Annotated in this window: 19 protein-coding genes; 13 read left to right on the top strand and 6 right to left on the bottom strand. The window is 65.8% G+C overall.

Features of this window, described 5'->3' with window-relative positions:
• The 3 genes from BVE01S_RS01595 to BVE01S_RS01605 all read right to left on the bottom strand — a co-directional run.
• A partial coding sequence (locus BVE01S_RS01595) for a restriction endonuclease (RefSeq protein WP_157076413.1) occupies positions 1–298 on the bottom strand: 298 nt, incomplete at its 3' end.
• A gap of 300 nt (positions 299–598) precedes the next feature.
• The gene (locus BVE01S_RS01600) at positions 599–1,240 is read right to left on the bottom strand and encodes an NrsF family protein (RefSeq protein ID WP_066623381.1); all 642 of its coding nucleotides are present in this window, start codon (positions 1,238–1,240) and stop codon (positions 599–601) included.
• Positions 1,230–1,757, bottom strand: coding sequence for a sigma-70 family RNA polymerase sigma factor (locus tag BVE01S_RS01605; RefSeq protein WP_153922620.1), 528 nt, complete (start codon positions 1,755–1,757; stop codon positions 1,230–1,232). The genes BVE01S_RS01600 and BVE01S_RS01605 overlap by 11 nt, the downstream gene beginning before the upstream one ends.
• A 197-nt stretch (positions 1,758–1,954) precedes the next feature.
• On the opposite strand from BVE01S_RS01605, the gene BVE01S_RS01610 reads away from it, so the two are divergent.
• The 5 genes from BVE01S_RS01610 (at position 1,955) to BVE01S_RS01630 (ending at position 6,341) form a co-directional block, all read left to right on the top strand.
• Complete coding sequence (locus BVE01S_RS01610) at positions 1,955–2,245, top strand: BufA1 family periplasmic bufferin-type metallophore (RefSeq protein ID WP_066623386.1); 291 nt, start codon at positions 1,955–1,957, stop codon at positions 2,243–2,245.
• A 14-nt stretch (positions 2,246–2,259) separates the two neighbouring features.
• Entirely contained in the window at positions 2,260–3,123 is an 864-nt protein-coding gene (gene bufB / locus BVE01S_RS01615; RefSeq protein WP_066623388.1) for an MNIO family bufferin maturase, read from the top strand.
• Positions 3,104–3,889, top strand: a complete 786-nt coding sequence (locus BVE01S_RS01620; protein ID WP_066623390.1) for an HvfC/BufC N-terminal domain-containing protein — start codon at positions 3,104–3,106, stop codon at positions 3,887–3,889. Before bufB ends, BVE01S_RS01620 begins: the two co-directional genes overlap by 20 nt.
• Positions 3,886–4,347: a DoxX family protein gene (locus BVE01S_RS01625; protein ID WP_066623392.1), complete on the top strand. Its 462-nt coding sequence runs from the start codon at positions 3,886–3,888 to the stop codon at positions 4,345–4,347. The genes BVE01S_RS01620 and BVE01S_RS01625 overlap by 4 nt, the downstream gene beginning before the upstream one ends.
• Before the next feature lie 218 nt (positions 4,348–4,565).
• Complete coding sequence (locus BVE01S_RS01630; RefSeq protein ID WP_066623394.1) at positions 4,566–6,341, top strand: SLC13 family permease; 1,776 nt, start codon at positions 4,566–4,568, stop codon at positions 6,339–6,341.
• An 86-nt stretch (positions 6,342–6,427) separates the two neighbouring features.
• Here BVE01S_RS01630 and BVE01S_RS01635 read toward each other — a convergent pair whose 3' ends face one another.
• A complete protein-coding gene (locus tag BVE01S_RS01635) occupies positions 6,428–6,940 on the bottom strand; it encodes a MarR family winged helix-turn-helix transcriptional regulator (protein ID WP_066623397.1) in 513 nt (170 codons plus the stop codon).
• A 64-nt stretch (positions 6,941–7,004) separates the two neighbouring features.
• Between BVE01S_RS01635 and BVE01S_RS01640 the strand changes: the two genes are divergently transcribed.
• The 4 genes from BVE01S_RS01640 (at position 7,005) to BVE01S_RS01655 (ending at position 12,626) form a co-directional block, all read left to right on the top strand.
• A complete protein-coding gene (locus tag BVE01S_RS01640) occupies positions 7,005–8,780 on the top strand; it encodes an N-acetylglutaminylglutamine amidotransferase (protein WP_066623399.1) in 1,776 nt (591 codons plus the stop codon).
• Entirely contained in the window at positions 8,770–10,539 is a 1,770-nt protein-coding gene (ngg, locus tag BVE01S_RS01645) for an N-acetylglutaminylglutamine synthetase (RefSeq protein ID WP_066623401.1), read from the top strand. The genes BVE01S_RS01640 and ngg overlap by 11 nt, the downstream gene beginning before the upstream one ends.
• A gap of 10 nt (positions 10,540–10,549) precedes the next feature.
• A complete protein-coding gene (locus BVE01S_RS01650) occupies positions 10,550–11,674 on the top strand; it encodes an osmoprotectant NAGGN system M42 family peptidase (protein WP_066623404.1) in 1,125 nt (374 codons plus the stop codon).
• A 304-nt stretch (positions 11,675–11,978) separates the two neighbouring features.
• Positions 11,979–12,626: a hypothetical protein gene (locus BVE01S_RS01655; protein WP_066623407.1), complete on the top strand. Its 648-nt coding sequence runs from the start codon at positions 11,979–11,981 to the stop codon at positions 12,624–12,626.
• 61 nt (positions 12,627–12,687) lie between these two features.
• Here BVE01S_RS01655 and BVE01S_RS01660 read toward each other — a convergent pair whose 3' ends face one another.
• Together BVE01S_RS01660 and BVE01S_RS01665 are read right to left on the bottom strand one after the other, a co-directional pair.
• Positions 12,688–15,990: a S8 family serine peptidase gene (locus BVE01S_RS01660; RefSeq protein WP_066623408.1), complete on the bottom strand. Its 3,303-nt coding sequence runs from the start codon at positions 15,988–15,990 to the stop codon at positions 12,688–12,690.
• Positions 15,991–16,197: 207 nt separating this feature from the next.
• Positions 16,198–16,695 carry a hypothetical protein gene (locus BVE01S_RS01665; RefSeq protein WP_105625171.1) on the bottom strand — a complete coding sequence of 166 codons (498 nt, stop codon included), beginning with the start codon at positions 16,693–16,695 and terminating at the stop codon, positions 16,198–16,200.
• Between the two features lie 143 nt (positions 16,696–16,838).
• Here BVE01S_RS01665 and msrC point away from each other — a divergent pair, with 143 nt between their 5' ends.
• From msrC to BVE01S_RS01685, 4 genes are all read left to right on the top strand, one after another.
• Positions 16,839–17,336: a free L-methionine (R)-S-oxide reductase MsrC gene (msrC, locus tag BVE01S_RS01670; RefSeq protein WP_066623413.1), complete on the top strand. Its 498-nt coding sequence runs from the start codon at positions 16,839–16,841 to the stop codon at positions 17,334–17,336.
• A 60-nt stretch (positions 17,337–17,396) separates the two neighbouring features.
• Positions 17,397–18,074 (top strand): SDR family NAD(P)-dependent oxidoreductase, encoded by a 678-nt coding sequence (locus BVE01S_RS01675; RefSeq protein ID WP_066624075.1) that lies wholly within the window; start codon positions 17,397–17,399, stop codon positions 18,072–18,074.
• The gene (locus BVE01S_RS01680) at positions 18,074–18,904 is read left to right on the top strand and encodes an HpcH/HpaI aldolase/citrate lyase family protein (RefSeq protein ID WP_066623415.1); all 831 of its coding nucleotides are present in this window, start codon (positions 18,074–18,076) and stop codon (positions 18,902–18,904) included. Before BVE01S_RS01675 ends, BVE01S_RS01680 begins: the two co-directional genes overlap by 1 nt.
• Before the next feature lie 219 nt (positions 18,905–19,123).
• A complete protein-coding gene (locus tag BVE01S_RS01685) occupies positions 19,124–21,178 on the top strand; it encodes a capsule polysaccharide biogenesis protein (protein ID WP_244878337.1) in 2,055 nt (684 codons plus the stop codon).
• Positions 21,179–21,257 lie beyond the last annotated feature (79 nt).

Genomic DNA, 21,257 nt, shown 5'->3' on the forward strand with positions numbered 1-21,257 from the left:
TCACGTCAAGGCCAGCGTCGCGCCTCGCGTTCATCGCCTTGTAGATAGTTTGACCGCTGACAGTGCCTCTGTGAGATTTGACTTCGATCCCGACACGTTCTGCCTTGCCGTCGATGAGCCCCTGCAACTCCATATCGATCCCCATGTCAGGCGCACGAGGCGAGGGGGCGCTGACAGCATAGCCAGCGACCGTCAGAATCGCGTGAACTGAGCGTTCAACGTCCTCTGGGGACATTTCCCGGCTTAGCTCAAGTTCGTCGATGAGTTGAAGAGCGCGTTCGACGGAGGGGGCAGGCATCGATGAAATCCTTATCGTTGCGACCGTTCGCTGGCCCCATCCTAGTGCACTTTCAACGGTGTTCGAGAGTCGCGAAGCTGGTGCGAAATGAATGATCGCTCATGGCGCTAAGCTGCACTCACGTCCGAGCAAATCCCAACCGACTGAGGCACTGTTGAGTGGTCAGCTAAGTTGCGGGCGGAAAAATTGAGCGATCTTTCAAGCAGCGCTTGAGCCAGTCTTAAGTGGTCCCGACACTCTGTCTGTCGAAACCACTCGGAAGCGCCTCAAGACCGCTCAACGGCAGTGTCGCGCACATGCTCACCAACGGAAGGCGAAACGACCCAGAGCAGCGCCCAGGGCCGCGACGAGGCCCATGCCCAAGGTGTACCAGACCGCCACAAAGGCGGCCGTGTGCTCGGGGCAATGCAGGCCATAGGCGGTCGCGGCCAGCCCTGCGGTCAAAAGACCGGCGGCGGCGCCGGCGAAAGCGGGTTTCACAGGGGCGAATCGTCTCGCAGCGAAGAAGATGAACGGCGCCGCTAGAGCGCCGAGCGACAGGATGTTGGTCGGACAGACCCTGGCGGATCGACCCATGACCATGTCCATTCGCGCGTCAGGCGCAGCGCCCAGCAACTCCACGACAGCCCATCCCGCAGCGACGGCCAAAATGGCTGCTAGCAGGATTGTGGGACGGCGCGTCGAAGCCCCCGGCCGCCCCAGTCGATCCAGGAGCCAGAAGCCGGCGGCGCACAGGGCGGCCGTATAGGCCGCCTTGGCCCAGAAAGTCGGTCCGGCGACGGCCGACATCAAATCCGGCCTCAGTCCCAGCCACCACACAACACCGGAAAGGGCGACGCCCGCCGCCGGCAGCATGAACAGCAGGACACGACGGTCCACGTCGCTTTGAGACATGGGCGGCAAGTCCAGCGCCAGGCTGGTGATCAGGTCGTCAGTCTTCATCGTTGGACCCTGCTGCTCCAGCCGCGAAGCGCGCGGTCAGAGCCTTGAAGCTGCGATGGATGCTGACCTTGGCCGCGGCGACGGAATAGCCGTGACGCTCGGCCGCCTCGGCCACGCTCAGCCCGGTGACTTTCACATCATGGATCAGGGCGCGCTGTCGCGCCGGGAGGATCGACAAGGCGCGGGTCAAATCGCGTCGCATGACCCCGTCCTCGACCGTGTGCTCGGCCAGCAGCACGCTTGCGTCGTCCAGCGGCTCGGTGAGGCGTCGGCCTTGGCGGCGCAGGTGGTCGATCAGCTTGTGGCGGGCGATCGTGAAGGCCCAGGCCGTGAACGACTGGTTGCGATCCCATGTGGCGCGCTTGGCGTGAATGGCGATCAGGGTCTCTTGCACGAGGTCCTCCGCGTCGCTTTCTCCGTTGAAAAGACGGCGTTTGAAAAAGGGCCGCAGGTGCGCGGCCAGGTCCGACAGCAGCACGCGCCAAGCCTGCGCGTCACCGTCCAGGCCATTAAGCATCAAGGCTTTGAGTTGTGATTCCCGGTCAAGCACGTGCGACTGCGACCTACGCTGCGGAGACCGCGACGGTTACATGGCGTCTCGCAAAATGATGCTCGAAAAATAGTTGGCTCGAAAATGTAACGCGCGGCGGGTCGTCGGCGAAAGGCGGATTCAGCGGCCACGAACGGCCGTGCCTTTTGAGAAGGACCTCTTGCATGACCCGCACCAAGATCGCCGCCGCAACCCTTGTCGCCCTTACCGCCGGCGCCGGCATGGCGCACGCCCAATCGACCAGGAACGCCGAGGCCAAACCGGCCGCCATGGAAAAATGCTACGGCATCGCTCTGGCCGGCAAGAACGACTGCGCCGCCGGCCCCGGCACGACCTGCGCCGGCACCTCGGTGCGCGACTATCAGGGCAACGCCTGGAAGCACACGCCCGCCGGCACCTGCACCAGCATCCGCACCCCGCGTGGCAACGGCTCGCTGACGCCCGTCTCGCGCTGATCGGAACTGGACTGATGAACCATGGATCGACCGCCACGACGCCTGTCCCCACCGTGGGACTGGGCCTTAAGGCCCGCCATTACGACGAGGCGGTGGCGTCTCCGGCGGCCGGTCTGTGGTTCGAGGTCCATCCTGAGAACTATATGGTCGATGGCGGCCCTCGCTTGAAATGGCTGGAGGCCATCCGTCGAGACAAGCCTCTGTCGCTGCACGGTGTCGGCTTGTCGCTCGCCGGCGACGAGGCGCCGGACACGGAGCATCTGGCGCGGCTCAAGACGCTCGCTGACCGGTTCGAGCCGTTTATCATGTCCGAACATCTGGCCTGGTCGCGGGGCGGCGGCATCTATCATCCCGATCTGCTGCCGTTTCCGCGCACCCGACAGATGTTAAAGCAGGTCAGCGACAACGTCGCGCGAGCGCAGGACGCGCTGGGCCGACCCTTGCTGATCGAGAATCCGTCCCTGTACCTTGACCTGAAAGGCCACGAGATGGGGGAAGTCGATTTCCTGGTCGAACTGGCCGCCGCAACAGGCTGTGGCCTGCTGCTCGATCTGAACAATGTGCACGTCAGCGCCAACAATCTCGGCGCCGACCCGCGGGACTATCTGGCGACCGTTCCGGCCGATCTCATCGGCGAGATCCATCTGGCCGGCTTTGCGCCCGATCCCGTCCACGCAGAGGCGCTGTTGATCGACACCCACGACGCGCCGGTCAGCGACGCCGTCTGGACCCTCTATGCCGAGATCGTTGCCCGGATCGGGCCGCGTCCCACGCTGATCGAGCGCGACGACAACATTCCCGACTTCGCCGAGTTGATCGCCGAACGCGATCAAGCCGTCGCCATAATGGAGGCCTGCCATGTCCAGTGCGCCGCCTGACGATCAGATGCTGACATTTCATGCGAGCTTCTCCCTGGCCTTGCAGGGGCAGGGCTCCATGCTCACACCGTGGCTGGCGGATCCAAATGCGCCCGGACTGGCGGTTTATCGAAACACGGTGGCCAAGGGGCGGGCCGACGCCTTGGCGGGTCTCTATCCGACTGTCGAACGGCTGGTCGGTCCGGACTGGTTTCGCGACGCCGCTCTGATCTACGCCGACAGCGCGCCTCCCGCATCCCCGGTTCTCGATGCCTATGGCGAGGGCTTCCCGGAGTGGCTGGCGACGTTTCCGCCCGCGTTTGAACTTCAGTTTCTTCCGCCTGTCGCGCGTCTTGATCGCGCATGGAGCCGCGCGCACCGCGCCGCTGACGCACCGATCCTGCTCCCTGGGACGGTCGCCGCCCTGTCGCACGTCGCTCTCAACGCCGGTTGCGCGGTCCTGCATCCGTCTGCGCAAGTCTTCTGGTTCGACTGGACCGCGCCATCGATCTGGCTGGCCAATCGTTTGGCTACGCCTTCGGACGACATGCTGTGGGACCGGTCCCCTGAGGGCCTGTTGATCGTGCGTCCGGAAATGGAGGTCCAGACCCATCGATTGAACCGGCCCCAGTTCGCCTTCCTCGACGCCTGCCGGCACGGCCGCACCGTCGGAGCGGCGGCGCTCGCCGCCCTCGCCGCCGATCCCGCAGCCAACCTGTCCGAGCTGTTCAGAGATCTGCTTCTGAGCGGCGCCTTCACCCGTATTGAAACCGGAGCGCCACAATGACCGAACTGACCGCCGTATCGTCGCCGCGCCCCTCCTTGGCGGTCCTCCCACGCCTGGCCCAGGCTGCGATCCCCCTGCCGGTGCTCAGCCTGATCGCGCGTGTATCGATCGCGGCGGTCTTTTTCCTCTCCGGCCGGACAAAGGTGGAGGGCCTGCTGACCGTCACCGACAGCACCTATGCTCTGTTCGCCCAGGAATACCGACTGCCTTTGATCCCCAGCGATATCGCCGCCCACCTGGCGACCTATTCGGAACATCTGTTCCCGATCCTGCTGGTGCTCGGCCTCGGCGCCCGCTTCGCCGCGCTCGCGCTTCTGGGCATGACCGTAGTGATCGAAGTTTTCGTCTACCCCCTCGGTTGGCCGACCCACCTGCTCTGGGCGACGGTGCTGCTCTACATCATCAGGTTCGGCGCCGGGCCGATCAGCCTGGATCATTGGCTGAGCCGACGAAGCTGATCCGAAGAACTGCTCAGGTCTGCATTTTTCACCCTGATCTACTGCTTGACCTCAAACTTCATCGTCCACCCTGGGGCGGCTGGGTCGTCATGCTCTGCCGCCAGGATGAGGTCAGCACTGACAGCGGATGTTCTTCTGTCGTTGGATACTCCAGAGGGTTGGCTGCCTATCAACATTGAGCCTACGCTGCGTGCTGATCAGGCAAGGGCGCTAGGCGAGTGACGTTTCAACAGGGACTGGCCTTTGGCCTTGTCGGGCTGACAATCGGCGCCTTCATCTGGGGTCGGTTTCGTTACGACCTGGTCGCGGTCGTCGCGTTGGTTGCAGGATTGGCGATCGGCATCATCCCCGCCGAGGCTGCATTTGACGGTTTCAAAAACGACGTCACCGTCATCATCGCTTGCGCGCTGATCGTTTCGGCCGCCTTCGCCCGATCGGGGGTAATTGAGCTCGCGATGCGGCGGGTGATGCCGCTGCTAAAGACTGAGCGCTCCCAGGTTCCGGTTCTGACCGGTGCTGTGACGTTGCTTTCCATGGCGACGAAGAATGTCGGAGCCCTGGCGATCATGATGCCGGTGGCGCTTCAGGTGGCGCGCCAGACGAAGTCGTCTCCCTCCCGGCTCCTGATGCCAATGGCTTTCGGCGCCATGGCGGGCGGCATGGTCACCCTGGTCGGGACCGCTCCGAACATCATCGTCGCCGAAGTGCGCCAAGGCATCGTTGGCGAACCCTTCGCCATGTTTGACTACGCACCAGTGGGCTTAGCGCTCACACTGATCGCCTTGGCGTTTTTGGCGTTCGGCTATCGCCTGTTGCCCCGCGATCGACAGGGCGCAACGTCGATGAGCGCGGCCTTGGCCGCCAACGCCTATGCCACGGAAGTCAGGGCGCCTGAAGGCTGGGCTCCGGGATCTATGACCGTGTCCGCTCTCGGCGCCCTCGGCGACGGCGAGGTCAAGATCATGGCGCTGATCCGTTCAGGGAAACGGCGGCTGAATCCCAGAGGCAATGTCGTCGTCAAAGCGGGTGACGCGCTGCTGATCGAGGGCGAGCAGCAGGCGCTGGAGGGCTTCGTCAGTCGGGCTCAGATGAATCTCATCCGCGATGATCGCCCGGTTCCCATAGCGACCGCATCCGAGGAGATTGCGATCGTAGAGGCGGTCATAGGCCGAAACTCCCCGCTGCAAGGGCAGTCTGTTCGAAGCTCGGATCTGTACGGCCAGCACGGGATCAATCTGTTGGGCGTGTCGCGAAGCGGCTTTCAACTCACCCAGCATCTGCGGACGGCAAAACTGGCGCCCGGCGATATCATCCTGCTCCAAGGCGCCGAACAGGCGCTGCCGGTCGCGCTGACGGCGCTGGATCTACTGCCCCTGGCGGAGCGTCAGGTTCAACTCGGAAGCGTGCGCAGGCGGTTCATGCCGGCTGTTGTTCTTGCGTGCGCCATGACCCTCGTTGGCCTTGGCCTGGTTCCAGTCGCCGTCGCCTTCTTCGGCGCCGCCGTAGTCATCGTCGCATTGGGCGGCTTGAAGATGCGTGAGGCCTATGCCGCGCTCGATGGCCCCCTGCTCGTTCTGATCGCAGCCCTCATTCCCGTCTCAGACGCGATCCAATCCACGGGAGGGTCCGACCTGATCGCGGGACTGCTTCGCCACGTGTTCACAGGCTTGCCGGGCGTTATCGCGATTACAGGCGTCATGCTCGCCTCAATGGCGGTTACGCCCTTCCTGAACAATGCGGCGACCGTTCTGATCGTCGCCCCGATCGGAGCGACGCTGGCCAAGCAGCTTGGCTACAATCCAGACCCGTTCCTGATGGCGGTCGCGGTCGGCGCCGCGTGCGACTTCCTGACGCCCATCGGTCACCAGTGCAACACGCTGGTTATGGGACCTGGCGGCTATAAGTTTTCTGATTATCCCAGACTGGGCGCGCCTTTGAGCGCGCTCGTTCTGGTGACGGGGCCCTCGCTCATCTTGCTGTTTTGGCCTCTTTGATTGGCTCGAGGTCAGAAGATAGCGTTGGAACAGACAGGTCAGGATCACCGTTTCCGGCTGTTCGCCGGCTCGACATCCCGAGCCGCTTATGAGGGCCTGACAGCCTGATAATGCGGCTTCAAAGAGGCCTGAGCTTCGCGAGGCTGCATCAAAACTGCGAGGCGTTCGACAGCTTCAGCCATCGCCAGTCGTTCGCTGTGTGGAAGTTCAGCCAAGGCGGCGAGAAAGCCGTCGCCGAGCAGGCCCGGGGACGTCTGCAATGCCTGCCGCCCCGCGTCGGTCAAACGCACATGGACGACGCGGCGATCCACGGTGGAGCGATAGCGGGCGGCCATGCCCTTGGCTTCGAGCTTGTCCAGCACGGCGACGACGGTCGGCGCCGACATGGAAACGTCCCGCGATATCGCGCTGGTGCTGACTTCACCCAATGCGCGGATGGATTGCAGCACGAGGAGCTGCGGCAGCGTCAGCCCGGTCAGACGTGAAATTTCTCGAGACCGAACATCGATCGCCTGGGCGATGCGTCGGACTGACCGGACAAGGGATGCGGTGGCGTCAACCGCCGCGTCAGGGCTTGGCTCATGGGAAATATCGGCCATTGGGTTGAACTCTTTCGTGCCCTAACCATTTGTACCCGCTGCTTCCACAATTCAAGGAGGACCCATGTGCGGTCTTAGCGGCGAGATCAATTTCGACGGACGACCGGCCGATGTCGGCGCCGTTCAACGCATGACCGATGCGCTCTCGCCCCGTGGACCGGATGGCTCCGGCATTGTTATGCGCGGCTCGGTGGGGCTGGGTCACCGCCGTTTGAAGATCATCGACCTGAGTGAGAAAGCTCAGCAGCCGATGGTGGACCCTGACCTGGGCGTGACGCTGGCGTTCAACGGCTGCATCTACAACTATCCCGAACTGCGCGAAGAGCTGCAGGGGATGGGGTTCCGCTTCTTCTCGCACGGCGACACCGAGGTCATCATCAAGGCCTGGAAGGCGTGGGGCGAAGCCTGCGTCGATCGATTCAAGGGCATGTTCGCCTTTGTGCTGCATGAGCGCGACACCGGCCGCACCGTGATCGCCCGGGATCGTTTCGGCATCAAGCCGCTGTATCTGGCCGAACAGGGCAAGCGTCTGCGATTCGCCTCGACCCTGCCGGCCCTGCTGGCGGCGGGCGACATGGACAAGACCATCGATCCCGTCGGCCTGCACCACTACATGACCTTCCATGCGGTCGTGCCGCCGCCACACACGATCCTGAAGGGCGTCAAGAAGTTCCCGCCGGCCACCATCCGCGTGATCGAGGCGGATGGGAAGGCCAAGGACCGCCTCTACTGGCAGCCCGACATGACCCGCCATGCTGAGGACGCGGCCCTGACGGCCGAAGATTGGCGCGATCGGGTCCTGGACAGTCTGCGCGAAGCCGTGAAGCGCCGCATGGTCGCCGACGTGCCGGTAGGCGTGTTGTTGTCGGGGGGAGTGGATTCCAGCCTGATCGTCGGTCTGCTGGCCGAACTGGGTCAGAAGGACCTGATGACCTTCTCGGTCGGTTTCGAGGAGGCTAATGGCGAGAAGGGCGACGAGTTCGTCTATTCCGACCTGATCGCCAAACATTACGGGACCAAGCATCACCAGATCTTCGTGCCGCACCAGCGGCTGATGGAAGCCCTGCCGGGCACCATCGGCGCCATGTCAGAGCCGATGGTCTCTTACGACAACGTCGGCTTCTACCTGCTGAGCCAGGAAGTCTCGAAACATATCAAGGTGGTGCAGTCCGGCCAGGGCGCCGACGAGGTGTTCGCCGGTTATCACTGGTATCCGCCGATGCTGGGCGCGACCGATCCGGTCGAAACCTATGCCAAGGCCTTCTTCGACCGCAGCCATGCCACGCTGAAGACCCAGCTGAACGGCGCCTATATGGCCGACACCGACGTCAGCCGCGCCCTGGTCGAGGCTCATTTCGCGCAAGGTCGCGCGGCGACGCCGGTCGACCAAGCCCTGCGTCTGGACAGCCAGGTGATGCTGGTCGACGACCCGGTGAAGCGGGTCGACAACATGACCATGGCCTGGGGTCTGGAGGCGCGCGTGCCCTTCCTGGATCACGAACTGGTCGAACTGGCGGGCCGCATCCCGCCCGAGCACAAGCTGGCGCAAGGCGGCAAGGGCGTGCTGAAAGAAGCGGCGCGTCTGGTGATCCCCTCCGAGGTCATTGATCGCAAGAAGGGCTATTTCCCCGTGCCCGCGCTGAAATACATCCAGGGTCCGTATCTGGAGATGGTGCGCGAGGTCCTGACCAATCAGGCGGCGCGCGATCGCGGCCTGTTCGACCGGGGCTATCTGGACACCCTGTTCGGCAATCCCACCGAGCACATCACACCCCTTCGCGGCTCCGAACTCTGGCAGGTCGCAGTGCTGGAAATGTGGATGCAGCAGCATGGCGTCTGATATCCGCCCCGAGCGATCAAAGGCGCATCGGCTGAAACGTCTGCGGCACGAGGGCCTGAAGCCCCCGGTTCAGTCCGGGGACGGACCGACCCCCGATGCCGTGCTGGATTGCGGCTGGGGCCGACTGCTGTTCGCCCAGACCTTCGAGACGGCCGAGCCGCTGGTCGAGGCCCTGCGCGCCGAAGGGCCGGACCGGCGCGACATCGCCTTCTATGTCCGCAATCCGCACGTCCTGCTGGCCTCGGCGCCGCAGGAGTTGTTCCTGGATCCGTCGCACACCTATCGGCTGGAACTGGCGACCTATCGCACCAGCCGACGTCAGCCCCGAGGCTTCACCGTGCGCCGTCTGACGTCGGAAACGGATGCGCAGGCGGTCAACGACATCTACGCCAAGCGCAAGATGGTGCCGGTTCCGCCTGACTTCTTCTGGTCGCATCGGGACGACCGGACCCTGACCTATTTCGTCGCCGAGGATACGGTGACGGGGGCTGTGATCGGCACCGTGACGGGCGTCAACCACGCCCGCGCCTTTCAGGATCCGGAATGCGGCTCTTCGCTATGGTGCTTGGCGGTCGATCCCCAGGCGACCCAGCCGGGCGTTGGCGAGGCCCTGGTTCGGCGTCTGGCGGAACATTTCAAGACCCAAGGCCTGGCGCACACGGACCTGTCGGTCATGCACGACAATGATCAAGCCATCGCCCTGTACGAAAAGCTGGGTTTCCGTCGCGTCTCCTTCTTTGGGGTCAAGCGCAAGAACCCGATCAACGAGGCCCTGTTCGTCGGCCCGACCGACGATCATGACCTGAATCCGTATGCCCGCATCATCGTGGACGAGGCGCGTCGGCGCGGCATCCACACCGAGATCATCGACGGTGAGGGCGGGCTGTTTCGCCTGAACTGGGGCGGCCGGTCGGTCAGATGTCGCGAAAGTCTGTCGGAGTTGACCTCGGCCGTCGCGCTCAGCATCTGCGACGACAAGCGGATGACACGACGCATCGTCGAGGCGGCCGGTGTGCGCGTTCCCCAGAGGATCGATCCCGAAAGCCCGTCGGCCATCGATGCGGCGCTGACCAAGTTCGGCGCCCTGGTCGTCAAACCGGCGCGCGGCGAGCAGGGGCAAGGCGTCGCGGTCGGCCTGACGACGATGAGCGAGGTCCAGACGGCTCTGGTCCGGGCGCGCCGCATCTGTTCCGAGGTTCTGGTCGAGGAACAGGTCCAGGGCGAGGACCTCCGGCTGGTGGTGATCGATTACAAGGTCGTCGCCTGCGCCCTGCGTCGTCCGCCGCGCGTCGTCGGCGACGGGCGCTCGACCTTGCGCGCCCTTGTCGAACACCAAAGCCGTCGTCGCGCCGCCGCCACCGGCGGGGAATCGACCATCCCCATCGACGCCGAGACCGAGCGTACCCTTGCCGAGGCCGGCTATCGTCTCGACGACGTGGCGGCGGAAGGGACCGAGATTTTGGTGCGCAAAGCGGCCAACCTGCACCTGGGCGGCACCATCCATGATGTGACGGATGAGGTGCATCCCGCGCTGATCCGCGCCGCCATCGCCGCCGCCCGCGCCATCGATATCCCGGTCACCGGCATCGATCTGATGGTGAAGTCGCCGCGCGAACCCGACTACGCCTTCATCGAAGCCAATGAGCGCCCGGGCCTGGCCAACCACGAACCCCAACCGACTGCCGAGCGTTTCGTGGATCTGCTCTTTCCACTATCCGCCCCGGCCGCTGCACGGACATTTCCGCGATCCGAAGCCTGAAGGAGGCCCCTTGGCCCGCCCCGCGATAGACCTCGATTACCTGAAGGCCCGCCTGGCCGACCTGCTGAACACGCCTAGCCCGACCGGCTATACGGACGAGGCGGTCTGGCTCTTGTGCCGCGAACTCGGGCGGCTGGGCCTCGATTATGAGATGACCCGCCGCGGCGCCCTTCGCGCACGCTTGCCGGGCCGTACGCCAAAACCGGCGCGCGCCATCGTCGCCCACGTCGACACCCTGGGCGCCCAGGTCAAACAGGTGAAGGAGAACGGCCGGCTGGAACTGGTCGCGATCGGTCACTGGTCGTCGCGTTTCGCCGAGGGGGCGCGAGCGACGATCTTCTCCGAAGGCGGCGCCTATCGTGGCACCATCCTGCCGTTGAAGGCGTCCGGCCATACCTTCAACGAAGAGGTGGACACCCAGCCGGTAAACTGGGCCCAGGTCGAGCTGCGCATCGACGCCGTGACCCACTGTCGCGAAGACACCTTGGCCTTGGGTGTAGATGTCGGCGACATCGTCGCCATCGACCCGCAGCCCGAGTTCATCGATACCGGCTTCATCGTCTCGCGCCATCTGGACGACAAGGCGGGCGTTGCCACCCTTTTGGCCGCGCTGGAATGCATGATCCGCGAAGATCGCACGCCGACAGTCGATACCTGGTGGTTGTTCACGATCGCCGAGGAGGTCGGGCTGGGCGCCTCGTCCGTGCTGATCCCGGATGTCGCCGCCATGGTGACGGTCGACAATGGCACGACCGCGCCCGGCCAGAACTCGTCGGAGTTCGGCGTCACCATCGCCATGGCCGACCAGACAGGCCCCTTCGACTGGCACCTGTCACGCAAACTGGTTCAACTGGCCCGCGACCACGACATCCCGCACCAGAAGGACGTCTTCCGATACTATCGCTCGGACTCGGCCTCGGCCCTGGAAGCCGGCGCTGACATCCGGACGGCCTTGGTCACCTTCGGCATTGACGCCAGTCACGGCTATGAACGCATTCACGAGAGCGCGCTGGAAGACCTGTCGCGCCTGCTGATCGCCTATGCCGAAAGCGATGTCGAAATCAGCCGTGACGCCAAGTCTTTGAGCGGAGCAAAAGGCTTCACCCACCAACCCGTGGGTGACGAGGGAGATTAGCGCTTAGGGGATCGCATTCGCTTAGCCCGCCTAAACTTATGTAAGGAATGTCGGCTTGTGGCAGCGTTAGACATGTCCGCTGATGGCGCTAATGCGCCCTACCCTCGTGCAAATGTGCAGTAGGCGACTGAGGCACCGTTAAGTGGTCAGCTAGGTGGTGGCTGTAAAAATCACACGCTTTTTCAGCCAGCGTTTGAGCCAGTCCTAAGTGGTCCCGACAAAACCCATATCCGGCACGCCTTGACAGATCGGTCGGTCGTGAACGTCATAGCCTATGGCGATCTCTCGACGGTCTGTAGCGCTTGTGACGCTGGTTGCGCTGGGTCAGGCGTCCGGCGCTTCGGCTAAGTCCGCGCGCGCCGATCGGCACAGCATCGATCAAGCCTATGCGATCGTGGATTTCCAGACGTCGCGCAGCGGTCGTGAAATCGCGCAAGCCCTGCAGCGCCATCTCGATCGCCTGCCGATGCAAGTGACCTATCGTCAGCTGAGCGTGGCCGATGCGCCGCGGTCGCCCGGCCGATTCACCTTGGTCGATCCGACAGCGCAAAGCGCGTTTGGTCTGCAAGGGCCAGCGACACGCGCGCCGGCCGGGTGGCTGAGCGCGCCGCGGACGGTGGTGTGCACGGGCGCGAGCTGGCGCGCCGAGGCGGTTCAGCGTCTGGAGGCGCGGATCGAGCAGCAATACACCCTGTGCCTGTTTCCCTATCGCGATGGGCGGCGCCGGGGACATCAGTTGAACGTCTATGCCTCGACCCTCCTGGAGGGTGATCCGACGATACCCGTTCGACGCTCCAATGAAGCGGAAAGCCCGGCCGTCTTCATTCGCAGCGCAGTGGAGGCGGTGGAGCGGGTGACGGGGCGCAGGGGCGTCTGGATCGAAAACCGCACGGCCGAGCGGGATCGACCGTTCACCCAGGACAACGACGCCCTGTCCGCCCAGACGAACTAGGCGCAAACGACAACGGCCCCGATCGTCGATCGAGGCCGCCGCCGTTCATCCTGCCGTCAGATCAGAACTTGACGCTGAATCGGCCATAGATGCGGTTATCGCGATACTCGTCCTTGTAGAGGCCGGCGTAGCCCAGCTCGATCGCGGTGCGTTCGGTCGCCTGAATGTTGAAGCCCAAGCCGCCCGAGATCACGTCGTCGCCAGGATTGGCTCCGTCGATCAGGAAGCGCGGACCGTCGGCGAAGGCGGCGTCGAAGACCGGGCCGTCACCGTTCAGGTCGTGAGTGTAGGCCAGGTGGGTTACCGCCGACAGACGCGCACGCCCCTCGCCGCCCGCCAGCACGGTGCGGGTGCGGAAGCCGGCGGTCAGCAGATCGGCCTTCTGCTTCACATTGCCCGACAGAGCGGCGTCGCCGCCCGTCTCAACGACATCGGCGTCGTATTCGACGTGGCTGTAGGCGGCGTAGGGCTCGAACATCGTGCCGCCGACGGCGCGGCTCCACGCCACCTCGCCATAGGCCTGCCAGACGTCGCCGTCATAGTCGCCGACCAGGGCGTTGGTGAAGGCGTTCAGCTGCGCCGTACGATCCGTGCGGACATCGGCGCTGGCCCAGGATCCGCCGACGCGGATCTGGAAGTCACCAACGCCGGCGCCGCCATAGACGCCGATCTGTTCACTGGTGACCCGGCCGGTCGAGCGCAAACGCGGCGAGCGCAGTTCCGAGCGGGTTTCGCCCAGCGCCACGCCGACGTGGACGTCGTTCGCCAACGCCTTTTCGGCCCCGACCAAATAGCCGGAGGCTTCGTTGCGGAATCCCGCGAGGCCGTCATGCGCCGAGCCCTGGCCGTTGCCGAAGACGCCGCTGCCCCAGACCGACACCCCGTTGCCCACGTAGGTGACAGCGCCGCCCTGGCTGCGTCCGCGCTCGGACATGGCGTCGCGGATGACGCGAGTGTCCGAAACGGCCAGCCCGCCCAAGGTGGCGTGGACCTCGCCCGTCAGGCCGCTGAGCGCGCCCTGAACCGCAGGCACGCTGGCGTCCAGCAGGGCGTTTTCTAGCGACAGATCGCGGTTGGTCCCGGTCGCGGTGTTGTTGATCATGACGTCCAGCGCGCCGCCGACCGACTGCTGGTTGTCTGTGCGGCCCAGCGAAGCCACGGTCACGTCGTTGCGCCGCACCGTCAGGACCACGCCGTTGGTCGAGTAAGTCAGCACCGGAGCGAGGAAGGCCAGATCGCTCTGGGCGCCGCTGAACGTGCCCGTCACCGCACCGGTCGAGTTGATGATGTTCATCCGCGTCCGGAGATTCCATTCACCGTTGTCGGCTTTCAGGATGACCTGGCCGCCGTCGATCTTGGTCGTGCCGCCCACGTTCAGGCGAGAATAGGCCGCGCCATTCACGCTAGAGCGGATCCACAGGAAGGAGCCGGGCTTGAAGTTCAGGTTGCCGGCGACGGTCAGGGTTCCAAACGGATTGACGCCGTCGCCGGGCGACACCACGCCGCCGCTTTCCGCCGTCAGGCTCGCCAAACTGCCCGTGCCGCCGATCATGCCGACGCCGCCGACGGTGGCGCTGGAGCGCAGCAGGCTGCCGTTGACGGTCAGAAGGCCGCCCTCGACGCGGGTCGGGCCGCTGTAGTCGTTGGCGCCCGTCAGGATCAGCTGGCCGCCGCCCTTCTTGACCAGACCGCCGATGTCATTGCCGAAGTTGGCCTTGACCTCGGCCGAATAGCGGTCGCGCGCATCGCCGATGTTGTTGCTCCAGATATCGACCGTGCCCACGGCGACGGTGACGTCGCGGGTGTCGCGCAGCGCCGTCGGTCCGCGCAGGGCCACGTCCATCTGCGGCGCGCCCCACCCCGAGCGCAGATCGACGCCCGGCGTGTCCAGATCCTTGGAGCTGGACACCAGAATGTCCGAGATCAGCGCCGTCGAATATTCGGGGAAGTTTTCCATCAGCAGGGCCGCGAAGCCCGAGATGTTCGGCGCCGCCATCGACGTGCCGGTGTAGGCCGCATAACCGCCGCCTGTGTATTTGATATACTGGTTCAGCACGCGCTGAAGCTCGTCATTGGCGTACTGCAAAACCGCGCCCGAGAACGCCGGCGTCAGCAGCGCCATATTGTTGGTCGAGGTCAGCAGTCCGGCCAGGACGGAGGTAAAGCCGTCCGGATCACCCAGTCGCGCGCCCGAAACCAGGGTGATGGCGGCAGCCTGACGTCCGACTTCGCGGCGCCATGCATCCTCGTCATACGATGGTCCGCCCACGGCGCGGGCGTTCAGGTAGGCGTTCAAAACGCCGATGAACTGGTTTACCGACGCGTTTTGCAGCGCGGTGACCGTGGTCGCCGAATACAGACCGGCGTAGTTGGCGCGCGGATAGAGGGCCAGGATGCCCGCCCGGTCCATTGTATAAGCGGGCACCGACGAAACGACGGCCGAACCCGGTCCGGCGACGCACCAGGTCGCCGTCTGACCGCAGAAGCTGGTCGAGGGGTCGGCGGCGGTGAAGCTGGAATAGTTGGCGACCGACAGCCAGTTGGAGCGCAAACGCGGATCGTTCAGCGGCGCAGCGGCGTCGATCCCGGCGTGCACGCCAAAGCCGTTGCCGGCCGAGAAGACGACCAGGACGTCCTTGTCGAGCACCGGCTTGTAGAAGTCGCCATAGTTGCGGTTGAACGACGCCAGCACGGTGGGCAGCGAGGCGTTAAACGGCAGGGAGTTGCCGCTGCCCCAGCTGTTGTTGATGATGCGCACCTGGCCGGTATTGGCCAGATCGACGATGTTCTGGTTCTGGGTGGCGACGATCTTTCCGTCGATGATCGCGTCCTTGTACCAAAGGAAGTCGCCAGCCGAGAAGTTGGCGGTGGCGGCGTATAGCTTGGCGTTGAAGGCGTTGCCGAACATCGGCTGGCCCGTCACGCGATCGCCGGCGATGGTGCCGGACACGTGCGTCCCGTGACCTTCCCACTGGCGACGCGGATTGATCATGCCGTCGTTGCCATAGCCGGCGACCGCCTGGCTGCGCAGGCCCGTCACCTTGCCGGCCGATCCGAACAGCGGGTGGGCCATATAGACGCCGGCGTCATTGACCCCGACGGTCTGTCCACGTCCGCTTAGGCCCATGGCGTAAGCGTGTTCCAAGCCCAGGAAGCCCTTTGAGTAATCGACGGAGAACTGGCTGTCCGCGCGCCAGGACGCGATGGCCGTCTGATAGTTCGTCGTGCGCGTGCCGTTGGCCATGTAGAAGCCGCCGGTCGGCGCCGTGGGAGCGGGAGCCGTCTGCGCCACAGCCGTTGTGCCCACCATGATCGCGACGCCGGCCGCTGCGGCCAGAAGCCCGCCCTTGAAACTGAAACCCAAGATTTACCCCCTGCGGCCTGCGGCCGACGACTCTACTGCGCCCCCGCGACGCAACTCAGGCGCACAAATCGAAGGTGTTTTGCGTTGTCGTCAACCACATTTTAGCCTTGAGACGTTTCGTCCCAGTGGTTTTATTTGGGATAAATCATGCGCTTCCGCTCAAGCTTGAGGCACGGATTGGATCCTGCCTCGCCCTCCTGAACACGGTTATCCCGCGCAGATGCGCACGCGGTCGTTGATCCAGCAGCCGTCGCGGAGGCGCACGGTCCCCAGACGATCGCCGGCCTTGTCGTCGTCGGGGTCGGCGTTCCAGGTGGCGTCGGCCGAGCCGTCGGCCATCAGGACGACGACGGCGAAATGTGAGTTCTTGGGCTTGCCCTCGGACCAGGCGTTCATCGTGTAGCCGCCGTCGCCGAACGGATAGACGAGGCAGGGCTCGTCGAGCAGAACCTTGCCGTCGACCGAGAGATAACAGGGCTTGCGCGACGCCGCCGGCGTCGCTGACGCTGACGACGAGGTCGCAGGGTTCGTGTTGATTTTCGCCGGTACCGGGGGCGGTGCTGTCGGCTCTGGCGCGGACGGCGCGGGGGTCTGCGTCGCGTCAACTGGCCCAGGCGCGCCGGCGTCCTGACCGCAGGCGGCCGCGGCGGCCGACAGCATCAGGGCGGCGATCAGGCTGAGCGATCGTGAAGGGGTGGATGTCACGCGAGCCTCCGTCGTTGTCTCCCAGCGCCAACACGGGGGCGCATGGAAGCGTTCCCGGCGAAGCGGCGGCGAATGACGGCGCCCCTCCCCTTCGGCCGGCCGCTCGCCTATATCGCCAGCCTGTCCTGCTCCGGAGTTTTTCGATGGCCTATGTCGCCCCTAACGATCGTCCCGCCGACAAGGCGGCGCGCTATCTGGAGGTCGAGGCGGAAGTCCTGGCCGTGCTGGACGGCGAGCCGAATGTGACGGCGCGAATGGCGACGGTGGCGTCGATGCTGGCGGATGCGTTCGAGCACTATTTCTGGACCGGCTTCTATGTCGTGGCGCCGGACAAGGCGGACGAACTGGTGGTCGGGCCCTATCAAGGCACGCTGGGGTGCCTGCGCATCGCGTTCGGGCGCGGAGTGTGCGGCGCGGCGGCGGCGACGGGCCAGACGCAGTTGGTCGAGGATGTGCACGCCTTCCCCGGCCATATCGCCTGCGACAACCGTTCGGCCAGCGAGATCGTGGTGCCCGTGCGCGACGCATCCGGCGCGCTGATCGCGGTGTTCGACGTGGATGCGACGACGCCGGCCGCCTTCGATACGGGCGATCAAGAGGCGCTGGAGCGGTTGATGGCGAAGGTGTTCGCCGACGCTTGATCGGGGCCGGTTGATCCGGCCGTGTCCGTCTTTATGGTCCCCGGGGACATGGAGGATCGGATGATGCAGCGGACAGTCGCAATCACGGGCGGACACGGCGTCCTGGGCCGGGCGGTGCTGGAGGCGGCGCTTAAAGGCGGCTGGCAGGTCGCGGTCATCGACCATGCCTCGGGCCACGCCGTGCCCGACGGCGTGCTGGAGGTCGGCGGGGTCGATCTGACGGACGCCGGCCAGGCGCAGAAGGCCGTCGACGCCGTGATCGCGCGGTTCGGGCGGCTGGACGCCCTGCTGAACATCGCCGGCGGCTTCGTCTGGCAGACGACCGACGATGCGGAACCGGCGTGGGACCGGATGCACGCGCTGAACGTCATCACCGCCGTGAACACCAGCCGCGCGGCGCTGGACGCGCTGAAGGCCTCGCCCGAGGGCCGGATCGTAAACGTCGGCTCGGCCGCCGCGTTGAAGGCAGGGGCCGGCATGGGGGCCTACGGGGCGGCCAAGGCCGGGGTCCACGCCCTGACCCAAGCGCTGGCCGAGGAGTTGAAAACCACAAAGGTGACGGTCAACGCCGTCCTGCCGTCGATCATCGACACGCCAGCGAACCGCAAGGACATGCCCGACGCCGACCAGGCGGCCTGGGTCGCGCCGGCCGATCTGGCGGCGGTGATCCTGTTCCTGGCCTCGCCCGAGAGCCGGGCCATGACCGGTGCCCTGGTACCCGTGACGGGCCGCGTCTGATGCGTAGCGACCGGGTCCGCAGCGTCCTTTATCTGCCCGCCTCCAATGCACGGGCGATCGAGAAGGCGCGGACACTGGATTGCGATGTCGCCGTGCTGGACCTGGAAGACGCCGTGGCGCCTGAGGCCAAGGCTGACGCCCGCGACGCCGCCGTCGCGGCGGTTCGGGGCGGCGGGTTTGGGCCGCGCCTGGGCGTGCGGATCAATGGGCTGGACACCGACTGGGGGCTGGACGATCTGGCGGCGATGAAGGCGGCGGGGGCCACGCTGGTCGTCGCGCCCAAGGTGGAGACGCCCCAGGCCGTGCACGCCCTGTCCGCCGGCTTGGCCAAGGGTTGCGCCCTGTGGGCCATGATCGAGACGCCGCGCGCGCTGATGGCCCTGGCCGACATCGCCACGTCGGATGGGGCGCTGGACGGGCTGATGCTGGGGGTCAACGACCTGGCCAAGGCGCTGGGGACCGGGGCGTCGCCGGATCGCGAGCCGTTCAAGCCTTGGCTGGCCCTGCTGGTCGCCGCCGCGCGGGCCAACGGATTGCTGGCGATCGACGGGGTGTTCAACCGGATCGACGATGCCGAAGGCCTGGCGGTCGAGGCATTGCAGGGGCGATTGTATGGGTTCGACGGCAAGAGCCTGATCCACCCGTCGCAGATCGCGGCCGCCAACGCCGCCTTCTTGCCGTCCGAAGCCGAGATCGCCGATGCACGGGCGATCGTCGCGGCCTTCGATGCGCCAGAGGCCGAGGGGCGGGGCGCGATCCGCGTGAACGGGGCGATGGTCGAGCGGCTGCATCTGGAGCAGGCGAAGGCCTTGCTGGCGCGGGCGGGTTGACCGCCTGTCCCCCTCCCCACTTGTGGGGAGGGGGACCGCGAAGCGGTGGAGGGGCTCTGGAAGTCCCACAGACGCCTGTGTTGATTTGAAGAGCCCCTCCGTCACGGCGCAAGAGCGCCGCGCCACCTCCCCATGAAATGGGGAGGAGACAGAAGCGTCGGGCCTAGTCGCGTCGACGCAACCGCCGTAAAGCTCGCGTCGAACCTCAGCGGACCCGCCTTGCCCCTACCCTCCGACACGCCTTGGAAAATCCCGGCCTGGGTCTGTGCGCCCGGCGTCCTGAAGGTCCCGTTCCTCGACGTGCTTCTGGCCGACTACGACCTGCGTCGGTTGCCGAGCGACGGTGTGCAGGCGGTGCTGGGCTGGGGGATGAAGCCGACGGCGGCGGCGGGGCGACGGTGGGCCGAGAAGAACGGGCGGCCATATGTGGCGCTGGAGGACGGGTTTTTGCGTTCGGTCGGCATCGGCGAGGCGGGCGCGACGAGCCTCAGCCTGATCGTCGATGATCTGGGCGTCTATTATGATGCGACCCAGCCCAGTCGACTGGAGCAACTGATCCAGACGGCAGACGACTGGTGCGACGCGGCCATGATTGCGCGGGCGCGCGGGCTGATCGATCGGATCGTGGCTTCGGGCGTGTCCAAGACCAATATGGGCGGGCCGCTGGATCCGGGCCTGCTGAAGCCCGGTCGGCGCGTGCTGATCGTGGACCAGACGTTCGGCGACGCCTCCATCGCCTATGGTCTGGCGACGGCTCAGAGCTTTGACGACATGATCGCCGCCGCCCGGCGCGACGAACCGGACGCCCAGCTGATCGTCAAACGACATCCGGCGGTAGCGGCGGGCCGGAAGCGCGGCTGCGTGACGGACCTGACCGGCGTGACCCTGGTCGATACGGACGTGCGGCCGGCCGACCTGCTGGCGGCGGTGGATGCGGTCTATTGCGTCACCTCGGCCCTGGGCTTCGAGGCCCTGTTGCGCGGCCTGCCGGTGCGGTGTTTCGGGGCGCCCTTCTATTCCGGCTGGGGTCTGACGACCGATGCGGTCCAGACGGGGCGGCGCGGCGTCGCGCGGTCGATCGAACAGGTCGCGGCGGCCGCCCTGATCGCCTACAGCCGCTATGTCGATCCGGTGACGAGCGACAGGTGCGAGGCCGAGCAGGCGCTGGAGCGGCTGATCGCCCTGCGTGACCGCGCCGACCGACTGGCGGGTTCGTGGTCGGCGGTGGGGTTCGCGCCGGCCAAGCGTCCGCCGGTGCGTCGCCTGCTGAACTCGCCCAAGGCGTCGATGCGCTATTTCATGTCGCCGTCGCGCGCCGCCGCCCATGCCAAGGAGAGCGATGGGCGGCTGATCTGGTGGGCGGGCAAGGAGAGCGAGGCGACGCGCCAGGCGGCGGCTGCATTTGACGGCCCGACCGTGCGGATGGAAGACGGCTTTATCCGTTCGCGGGGCCTGGGTTCCGATTTCGTCGGCGCCTTGTCGGTCGCCTTGGACGATCAGGGCGTTTATTACGATCCGTCGCGGCCTTCGCGGCTGGAAACCCTGATCGAAACCTCGGACCTATCGCCGGTTCAGCTAGCGCGGGCCGCCGCCCTGCGGACGCGCGTGGTCGATGCCGGCCTGTCGAAATACAATCTGAGGGGTCAGGCGCCGACGGACTGGCCTGTTGATCGCGACATCCTGCTGGTCGTTGGTCAGGTCGAGAACGACAAGTCGATCCTGCTGGGCTGTGCGCCGGATCTGAACACCAACTCGGCCCTGGTGGAGGCGGCGCGGCGCGACCATCCGGACGCCTTTCTGGTCTATCGCAATCACCCCGACGTGCTGGCGGGCAACCGGCCCGGGCGACTGGACGCCGGGGCCATGGCCTCGGTCGATGCGGTGGGCGACGGGCTGGATATCGTCGACTGTCTGAACGCCTGTCGGCGGGTGGCGACCCTGACCTCCCTGACCGGGTTCGAGGCCCTGATGCGGGGCAAGGCGGTGTCGGTCTATGGCCGGCCCTTCTATGCCGGATGGGGGCTGACCGACGACCGGCTGACGTTCGAGCGCCGCAGCCGCCGCGCCGGCGTCGATCACCTGGTCCACGCCGCCCTGATCGCCTATCCCCTCTATGTCACGCCCGAGGGCTGGCCCTGCGAGGCCGAGGATCTGGTGGACCGGCTGATCGCCGCGCGCGACCAGCCGACGCCCAAGGCGCCGCGCGGTCAGGTGCAGCGCTGGGCCGCCGGCATCATCGCCAGTCTCGACCGCAAGCCGCCGCCGTCCTATTGACGCGTTCTGATAGGAAACGGACTGTCCTCAAGCAGCAAGGTCCCGCGGGCCGAGCGATAGGAACACACTCCTCAAGCAG

Origin of the sequence: Brevundimonas vesicularis NBRC 12165 (genome assembly GCF_001592205.1) — a bacterium.
In the GTDB taxonomy this organism is placed as follows: Bacteria; Pseudomonadota; Alphaproteobacteria; order Caulobacterales; family Caulobacteraceae; genus Brevundimonas; species Brevundimonas vesicularis.